Here is an 8,263-nt window from a genome sequence, read left to right on the forward strand (position 1 = left end):
GGAAGTTCACGGAAGCATCCCGGCCAGGACGCCGGATTGCAGGTAGACGAGCGCGCACAGTGCCAGCAGCAGGCCCAGACTCCATCTGACCGCCCCGCGCAGCAGGTCCGACTCGCGGCCCGCCAGGCCCACGGCGGTGGCCGCGATGGTGAGGTTCTGCGGGCTGATCATCTTGCCGAGGACGCCGCCGGAGGTGTTGGCGGCGACCAGCAGCGTGGGCGACAGGCCAGCCTTGGCTGCGGCGGTCTGCTGCAGCGTGGCGAAGAGCGCGTTGGCGGAGGTGTCCGACCCGGTGACGGCGGTGCCCAGCCAGCCGAGTACCGGGGAGAGGAACGCGAAGGCGGTGCCGGTGCCGGCGATCCACGATCCGATGCTGATGGTCTGGCCGGAGAGGTTCATCACGTAGGCGAGGGCGAGCACCGCCGCGATGGTGAGCACGGCCCAGCGCAGTTTGACGAGCGTGGCGCCGAATTCTCTAGCGGCCGCGGCCGGGGTGATGCGGTAGGCGGCGGTGACGAGCAGGCCGGCCAGGAGCAGCAGGGTGCCCGGGGAGGACAGCCACGGAAGGTGGTAGACGGTGGTCGCGCTGACCTTGCCGGCGACGGTGCGGACCTGCCCGTCGAGACCCGGCCAAGGGATGTCGGTGGTGGTTGCGGCCAGCGCCCGCTGCACCGGCTTGACCAGGTTGGCGACCGAGAATACGGCGATCACCACGAGGTAGGGCAGGAAGGCCATGAACAGGCGCGGACCGGCGATCACCGCCCGCGGTGCCTGCGCGGTGCCGGACGCCGCCGACCGGATGCGGGTGCCCACCGCGGCTGGGCCGGGGTCGGGCGCGGAGCCTGCCGGATCGTCGGGAGTCTGTTGGTCGTGGGCGGCGCTCAGTTCGGCGCGGGCCTGCTCGCCGCCGCGCGGCTGCCACAGGCGCAGGAAGACAACGACGGCGGCCAGGGCGGCGAGCGAGGCGATGATGTCGGTGAGTTCGACCGACAGGAAGTTGGAGCTGGTGAACTGAGCCAGCGCGAAGACCGCCCCGCACACCAGGGCCACCGGCCAGGTCTGGCGGACGCCGCGCCGACCGTCGACCAGCGCGACCAACAGCAGCGGCACGAAGAGCGCGAGCAGCGGTGTCTGCCGCCCCACGTACGCGCCGATCTCGGTGTAGGGGATCTTCGTCAGATCGCCGGCGGTGATGATCGGGATGCCGATGGCGCCGAAGGCGACGGGGGCGGTGTTGGCCACCAGGACGGTGAGCGCGGCGCGGAACGGCGAGAAGCCGAGGGCCATGAGCATCACGCCGGTGATCGCCACCGGGGCGCCGAACCCCGCGAGCGCCTCCAGCAGGCCGCCGAAGCAGAACGCGATGATCATCGCTTGGACCCGAGGATCATCGCTGATCAGGTGGAACGCCTGACGTAGATCCTCGAAGCGCCCGGTGACGACGGTCAGCTGGTACAGCCAGATGGCGGTGACCAGGATCCACACGATCGGGAAGATGCCGAACGCCGCGCCCTCGCCAGCGGAGAGCAGCGCGAGCCGGGCGGGCATGTGGTAACCCGCGACCGCGACACCGACCGCTACGGCGACGGAGGCGAGCCCGGCCCAGTGGGCGCGCAACCGCACGCCGCCGAGCAGCACGAACAAGGTGAGCAGAGGCAGAGCGGCCACGAGAGCGGACAACGCGAGGCTGCCTGCGATGGGCGAGACGTGGGGCTGGTACATAGCGAACCCTCACAGCAGATCTTGGTCAGACCATTGCCTGGACAGTTCAAAGTTAGGTACATCACCCTCTGCGCGTCCAGGGGTGCGGCGCGGAATTTTCTTTGGTCAGACCAAGCGATGGGCGCATCGACTACCATTGAGTCCGGGCGGGCGGACACCACCTCGTGCCCCACCTCGACGAGAAGGGCTTTCATGGCTGAGCCGACGATCTGGGAACCTGTGCCGCGCTCGCGGACCTACGAACTGGTCCTCGCGCGGATCGAGGAGCAGATCCTGGCTGGCAAGCTGCGCGTCGGGGACCGGCTGCCGCCCGAACGGGAACTCGTCGAGCTGCTCGGGGTCAGCCGCGCCGCGATCCGCGAGGCCTTGCGAGTGCTGGAGGCCCAGGGAGTCCTGCGGGCCCGGGTGGGCACCGGCCCCGACTCCGGCAGCGTCATCGCCGCCATGCCCAGCGCGGGCCTCACCCAGCTGCTGCGGCTGCACATCGCGCTGGCGAACTTCCCCCTCAAGGACGTCGTGGAGGCCCGCGCCACGCTGGAGCGGTCGAGCGCCCGCCTCGCCGCCGACCAGGCCACCGAAGCGGACCTGGCCCGGATGGCCGAATGCCTGGAACACATGGATGCCCCCGAGATCTCCCGCGAGGAGTTCAACGACCATGACACCCGCTTCCACGTCGCCATCGCCGAGGCCGGGGGCAACCGCCTGGTCGCCGATCTGACCGTCGCGGTACGCAACGCGGTGCGACACACCCTCTTGACGGCCTTTCACCGGCTGGAGGACTGGGAGGACGAACGGGACCGCCTGCGCGCGGAACACCACGCCGTCCACGACGCCATCGCGGCCGGGGACGCCGAACGCGCCGGCGACCTGGTCGAGTCCCACATCCGGCGCTTCCACCACGACGTGGTGCGCGCGGTCCTTCAGTCCCCCGACGGCGCCTCCGCCCAGTCGGCGGTCTGGGACGGCGCCCCCCGGGAGCAATAACGTACGGCGGAAGCCGTGAAGCCAGGCGTTCGTCCGCTCCACGACCCACCGTTGGACACCCGGGCCGAAGCCATGTGGGACGCCACGGCAGGGGAAGGCTTGCCCGGAGGTGAGCGCTGCTGCGGGCTGCCGGGCCCGCAGCAGCGCTGATTCACGTCGTCTGCAGGGAATCGTCGATTTACGCCGCACGCAGCGGGCACCCGTGTGAGGACAGGTCGCCTTGATGCCGTGATCAGACCAGCGGCATTGCCCGAATTCCCGGGGACACCGGAGGTGCGACGTGAGCTGGACGCCATCGCCTGTCGCGGGGTCCGGAGAGCTGTGGGAGCCGCCGCGGGTCGCCTCGGTTCGCGGGGTCCTGCCGAAGAACCGGTACGAGCAGGCAACGCTCACCGACGCGCTGATCGACTGGACCCTGCTGGGCGAGGAGCGGCGCAGACTGCTCCGACAGTTCCACGCCAACTCGGCAGTGCGCAGCCGTCACCTGGCGCTCCCGCTGGAGGAGTACCCCAAGCTCACAGGGCTGGGGCAGGCGAACGACGCCTACCTTGCCGCCGCCCTGGAACTGGTGGAAGAGGCCGTGACCGGCGCGCTCGATGAAGCCAGCCTCAAGGCGGCCGACATTGACTTCGTCGTCTGCGCCTCCACCACCGGCATCGCGACCCCTTCCCTGGATGCCAGACTCGCCGATCGCCTCGGCTTCCGGCCGGAGGTCAAGCGGATGCCGCTCCACGGCCTCGGCTGCGTCGCCGGGGCCGCGGGCCTCGCCCGCCTGCACGACTATCTGCTGCACAGACCGGACCAGGTGGCACTGCTGGTGGCCGTCGAGCTCTGCTCGCTCACGCTCCAACTGTCCGACGACTCGCTTCCCGCCCTGATCGGCAGCGCGCTCTTCGGCGACGGGGCCGCCGCTGTTGTCATGACGGGTGCCGACCGATGCTGCGCCGCGGGCCGCGGCTCGCGGATCCTCGCCACCCGAAGCCGCCTGTATCCGGGCACCGAGCGCCTGATGGGATGGGACGTAACCGACTCCGGCTTCAACATCGTGCTGGGTCACGGCATCCCCGCGGTCATCGAGCGGTATCTGGCGGAGGATGTGGACCGGTTCCTTGCCGACCACCACTTGAGCCGCCGCGACATCGACCGGTGGGTGTGCCACCCAGGCGGGCCGAAGGTGCTGCGCACCATCGAGGACCGGCTCGAACTCCCCTCCGCTGCAACCGATCTGACGTGGCGCTCACTGTCCGAGATCGGCAATGTCTCCTCCGCCTCAGTCCTGCACGTACTCCGCGACACCAACCGGCAGGAACCCCCGCCGGGCACGCTGGGTTTGCTCATGGCGGTCGGCCCGGGGTTCTGCGCCGAGTTCGTGCTGGTCAGGTGGTGACCCGATGGGCTCCTCGGACTCATACCTGCTGCTGGTCGCACTGGTCGCGCTGGAACGGGCGGTGGAACTGGTGGTCGCCCGGCGCAACAGGCGGTGGACCCTGGCGCGCGGCGGGGTGGAGGCTGGTCGACGTCACTACCCGTTCATCGTCGCGGCGCACAGCGCCTTGCTGCTCGCCTGCCCGATTGAGGTTGCGCTCGGCCATCGGCCATTCCTGCCGGTCCTCGGATGGCCGATGCTCGCTCTCGTCGTGCTCGCGCAGTGCCTGCGCTGGTGGTGCGTTATGACCCTCGGGCCGTATTGGAACACCCGGGTCATCGTGGTGCCGGGCGCCGCGCAGATCCGCCGTGGCCCGTATCGCTTTCTCCGCCACCCCAACTACCTCGCCGTCGTGATCGAGGGCTCGGCTTTGCCGCTGGTCCACACCGCCTGGCTGGCTGCGGGCTGCTTCACGTTCGTCGACGCGATCCTGCTCACCAACCGGCTGAAGTGCGAGAACCAGGCTCTCTACTGGTCGCTACGGGTACGGGGAGACCGCGAGGCCCGGCGCTCCGCCGAGCCGGGAACGCCTGCTCGCTGACTGCGAACTCAGGGGGCGGCTCATTGCGCGGGCGAGGCCTTCAGCGCCCTCCCGTACTGGTCCCGTATCGGGAGCGGTACGTCCGGGACACGACGTAGCATCGCCATGTGACCGGGGTCCGCATCGAGCGTCAGTCGTCATTGTCTGCCGACGAGGCGTGGCGCCGGCTTACTGACTGGGCTCGCCATGGTCAGAGGCTGCCCTTGACGACCGTCATGGTGAGAACACCACCGCCGACGGGGGTGGGCACGGTGTTCGTGGCCCGGACCCGCCTCGGCCGTCTCCACTTGGACGACCCCATGCGGGTCGTTCGTTGGCGACCGCCACACGGTGAGCTACCGGGATATTGCCGAGTGGAGAAACAGGGTCCCCTCATCACGGGATGGGCCGAGATCGAGGTGAGCCCGTGCCGCGGGGGATCATCGATCCTGTGGCGCGAGGAGATCGAGTTGCGGCGAGTGCCCCGGTGGTTCGCGCCGCTGAGCCGCGCGGTCGGACGCCTTGTCTTCGGCCGCGTGGTCACCGGTCTCCTGGCCGAGGAGGATCCGGCGAAGGCGTAGATGCCGTGGCCCCGCCGTCCGGCCCGCTGAGCGGGCCACCTCGCCGGTCTCCGCGAGCGGCTTGAAGCGCCATAGGCCGTCGTCCAGTACCTGGTGCGGCTCCGCGGCGGGGTGGCATCGCGGGCGTTGATGGGGCCGGACGGTTGATAACGGAACCCGTATGGTTCAGCGCCACGCGCCCCTGGAGGCTCGACGGGGCGAGAATCGGCTGGCACGCCCCACCTGAACCCCAAGGAGTGGTACCGATGTTGGAGCGCACCACGAACAAGAAGCACACCGAGGTCACCTTCGTCCTTCCCGCCGACCATCCGGCTGGAGAGGTCAGCGTGGTCGGTGACTTCAACGACTGGCGGCCCGGCACCCACCCGCTGACGCCGCGGCCGGACGGCAGCCGCGCGGTCAAGGTAACCCTGCCGGTCGGCCAGCAGCTGGGCTTCCGCTACCTCGCGCACGGCAACCACTGGTTCGACGAGGAGGACGCTGACGGCCACGACGGCCGCAACAGCATCCTGCACACCTGAAGCTCAACTGGACGGTTTGACCCCCGCGTTCGCCCGAGGCGGCCGCACGGCCCAGCCCGGTGCCCCCGGCACTGCCTCGGGGCTTGGTGTCGTCGGGCGACGCTGATGGGGCGTTAGGTTGTGAAGTGCGGTACCTGGGGGAAACCCGTGAGGAGTCTTGCGGCGCGGCGGGCGCCGTTGTCCCATGTAGCCGGGCAGAAAGCCCGGTTGAGCCTCGATACCTCGAACTGTGCCGGGTCGGTGGAGACTTGATGTGACGTGACCGGACGGAGGGAGCAGACCACTTCTGTCAACGGTGGCGGACCACGCGCAGGGTCTTGAGCGACGGGTCCGCCGCGTCCGGGATGAGGAAGCCGTGGTCGACGCCGCTGCGCAGGTAGTCGACGACCGCGGCCGTGATGACTTCCCCGGGCGCGATCACGGGCACGCCCGGAGGGTACGGGCTGATCATCTCTGCCGCGATGCGTCCCGCGGCCTGCTCCGCGGGAACGTGTTCTGTCGGCGCGAAGAAGGCATCGCGGGGCCGCATGCCCTGTTCCAGTTCCAGCGCCGAGGGCTCGGGGAAGCGAACCGGCGGCTGCTGCTCCAGATCGTCAGCGTGCTCCACCAACGCGCGCAGGGCGTCCAGCAGAACGCTCTCCGTCTCATCGTCGTCGGCGTGGGTGATCGAAGCGCTGATGCGGCAGCTGTCAGAACCGCCGATGTCCACATGCCGGTTCGCCCGCAGCCATTCGGACGCCTGCATGCCGCTCACGCCGAGGTCCCGCACGTCGATCGCGATCTTCAGGGGATCGAAGTCAGCGGCATGCCCTTCCTCGACCACCTCCTGGCCCATGGGCCGCAGGCCCGGCACCTCACTGGCCCTCGCCCGGATACGTCGCGCACGGTGTAGCGCGGTGTCCAAGAGCTCGTGGCCCTGCTCGACCATCTGGCGGCGCCAGCCGTCGAGCGTGGCATACACCAGGGACGAGGCGCTCGTGGTACCGAGAAGGTCCTCGCGTTGCTTGAGGACCTCAGCGGATACCCGGTCGTACTGAAGATGGAAGACCGAGCTCTGCTCGATGGCACCGCCCATCTTGTGGACGCTGGTCACCACCAGATCGGCGTCGGCGTCCATGCCCCAAGCGGGTAGGCCCTGGTGGAAGGGAAGGTGGGCACCCCATGCCTCGTCGACGATGAGCGGGACGTCGAAGTCGTGGCACACCGCCGCCACATCCCGGATGTCCGCGCAGGTACCCCAGTCGGTGGGAGTGATCAGCAGCATGCCTTTGGCGTCGGGGTGTTCCCGCAGCCGACGGCGTACGTCCTCGGGCTCCGGAGGGTGGGCCAGGTGCCGCTCGCCGTCGAACTTCGGGTGCACCCAGATGGGTTCGACGCCGTTGACCACCACAGCCGCGATCACGGACTTGTGCGCGTTGCGCGACAGCAGGAGCCTCTCACCCGGGCCAGCCACCGACAGCATGGCGGTCTTGACCGACAGCGAACTGCCGCAGGTGGAGAAGAACGCCCGCTCGGCGCCGACCGCGTCCGCCATCAGCTCCTGGGCCTGAGCGAGCACGCCCTGCGACTGCCGACGGTCATCCAGCCCGTTGAGGGACAGCACGTCCGAACGGAAGACATCCCTGCCGACGACATCCGCGACTCGGGGGTCCACCCCACGACCCTGTTTGTGGCCCGGCGGGCCGAACACCACGTCACCGCGGCGTCGAAACTCCTGCAAGGCCTCCAGCACCGGCGCCCGCGAGTGGTCCATGGTTCCTCCCTGTCCTCCCTACCGCAGCAAGCACACTTCGGCGTCTTCGGTGGCGTTGCACATGACCGTTGTCTGACGGTGTTCGTTTGGCGGCGCTCGTTGAGGCGCGGTCGCAGCCGGTGCGATCTGGTGGCGGTCAGCGCATTGGGGAGCCTCCCAGTTCCTCGGGGCTCATCGTGTTCATCTCGGGTTACTCGTTGTGGACCGCTGTGGTGGCGGCGCGTTGGGCTAGTTCGGTGGTGGAGCGGTCGGCGATGTAGGGCAGTACCAGGGCCTGGCCGCCCCAGGAGCGCAGGATCTCGGTCTCGGGGAGTGTTTCGGTGGTGTAGTCGCCGCCCTTGACCCAGATGTCGGGTTGCAGTTTGCGGAGCAGGTCGTGGGGGACGTCCTCGTCGAAGACGGCGACCGCGTCCACACAGCCCAGCGCGCCCAGCACCCGGGCGCGGTCGGTGGCCGGGACCAGGGGGCGGCCTGGTCCTTTCAGGCGGGTGACCGAGGCGTCGCCGTTCAGGCACACGATGAGGCAGTCACCCGCGCGGCGGGCGGATTCCAGCAGGCCGATGTGCCCGACGTGCAGCAGGTCGAAGCAGCCGCCCGCCGCGACCACGGTCCCGCCCGCGGCTCGCACTGACCTGGCCAGGGCGAACGGATCGGCGGGATCGGGCGCGGGCTGGGACGACGCGGGCCGCGCGGGGTGCCAGCAGGTGGGGTTGCCCGCGCCGCCGTGGGCGACGAAGTCGGTGGCCGCACGCACCG

8 protein-coding genes are annotated in these 8,263 nt (G+C 69.7%); 5 read left to right on the plus strand and 3 right to left on the minus strand.

The genetic code is table 11. From position 1 onward, the window contains the following. Positions 1 to 6: 6 nt before the first annotated feature. Positions 7 to 1,722 (minus strand): L-lactate permease, encoded by a 1,716-nt coding sequence (locus tag NON19_RS25785; RefSeq protein ID WP_255931466.1) that lies wholly within the window; start codon positions 1,720 to 1,722, stop codon positions 7 to 9. Between the two features lie 192 nt (positions 1,723 to 1,914). Between NON19_RS25785 and NON19_RS25790 the strand changes: the two genes are divergently transcribed. The 5 genes from NON19_RS25790 (at position 1,915) to NON19_RS25815 (ending at position 5,754) form a co-directional block, all read left to right on the plus strand. Next, a complete protein-coding gene (locus NON19_RS25790) occupies positions 1,915 to 2,706 on the plus strand; it encodes a FadR/GntR family transcriptional regulator (RefSeq protein WP_255931467.1) in 792 nt (263 codons plus the stop codon). A gap of 280 nt (positions 2,707 to 2,986) precedes the next feature. Further along, positions 2,987 to 4,093 carry a type III polyketide synthase gene (locus tag NON19_RS25800; protein WP_255931468.1) on the plus strand — a complete coding sequence of 369 codons (1,107 nt, stop codon included), beginning with the start codon at positions 2,987 to 2,989 and terminating at the stop codon, positions 4,091 to 4,093. Positions 4,094 to 4,097: 4 nt separating this feature from the next. Beyond that, positions 4,098 to 4,673, plus strand: a complete 576-nt coding sequence (locus tag NON19_RS25805; protein ID WP_255931469.1) for an isoprenylcysteine carboxyl methyltransferase family protein — start codon at positions 4,098 to 4,100, stop codon at positions 4,671 to 4,673. A gap of 353 nt (positions 4,674 to 5,026) precedes the next feature. Next, on the plus strand, positions 5,027 to 5,233 hold the full coding sequence (locus NON19_RS33520; RefSeq protein ID WP_308213733.1) for a hypothetical protein: 207 nt from the start codon (positions 5,027 to 5,029) through the stop codon (positions 5,231 to 5,233). 245 nt (positions 5,234 to 5,478) lie between these two features. Then, a complete protein-coding gene (locus tag NON19_RS25815) occupies positions 5,479 to 5,754 on the plus strand; it encodes an isoamylase early set domain-containing protein (RefSeq protein WP_255931471.1) in 276 nt (91 codons plus the stop codon). 289 nt (positions 5,755 to 6,043) lie between these two features. Here NON19_RS25815 and NON19_RS25820 read toward each other — a convergent pair whose 3' ends face one another. Beyond that, positions 6,044 to 7,507, minus strand: a complete 1,464-nt coding sequence (locus NON19_RS25820; protein WP_255931472.1) for an aminotransferase class I/II-fold pyridoxal phosphate-dependent enzyme — start codon at positions 7,505 to 7,507, stop codon at positions 6,044 to 6,046. 190 nt (positions 7,508 to 7,697) lie between these two features. Continuing rightward, on the minus strand, positions 7,698 to 8,263 hold a 566-nt coding region (gene rfaE2 / locus NON19_RS25825), incomplete at its 5' end, for a D-glycero-beta-D-manno-heptose 1-phosphate adenylyltransferase (protein ID WP_255931473.1).

Source organism: Streptantibioticus rubrisoli, from assembly GCF_024436055.1.
Classification (GTDB): Bacteria; Actinomycetota; Actinomycetes; order Streptomycetales; family Streptomycetaceae; genus Streptantibioticus_A; species Streptantibioticus_A rubrisoli.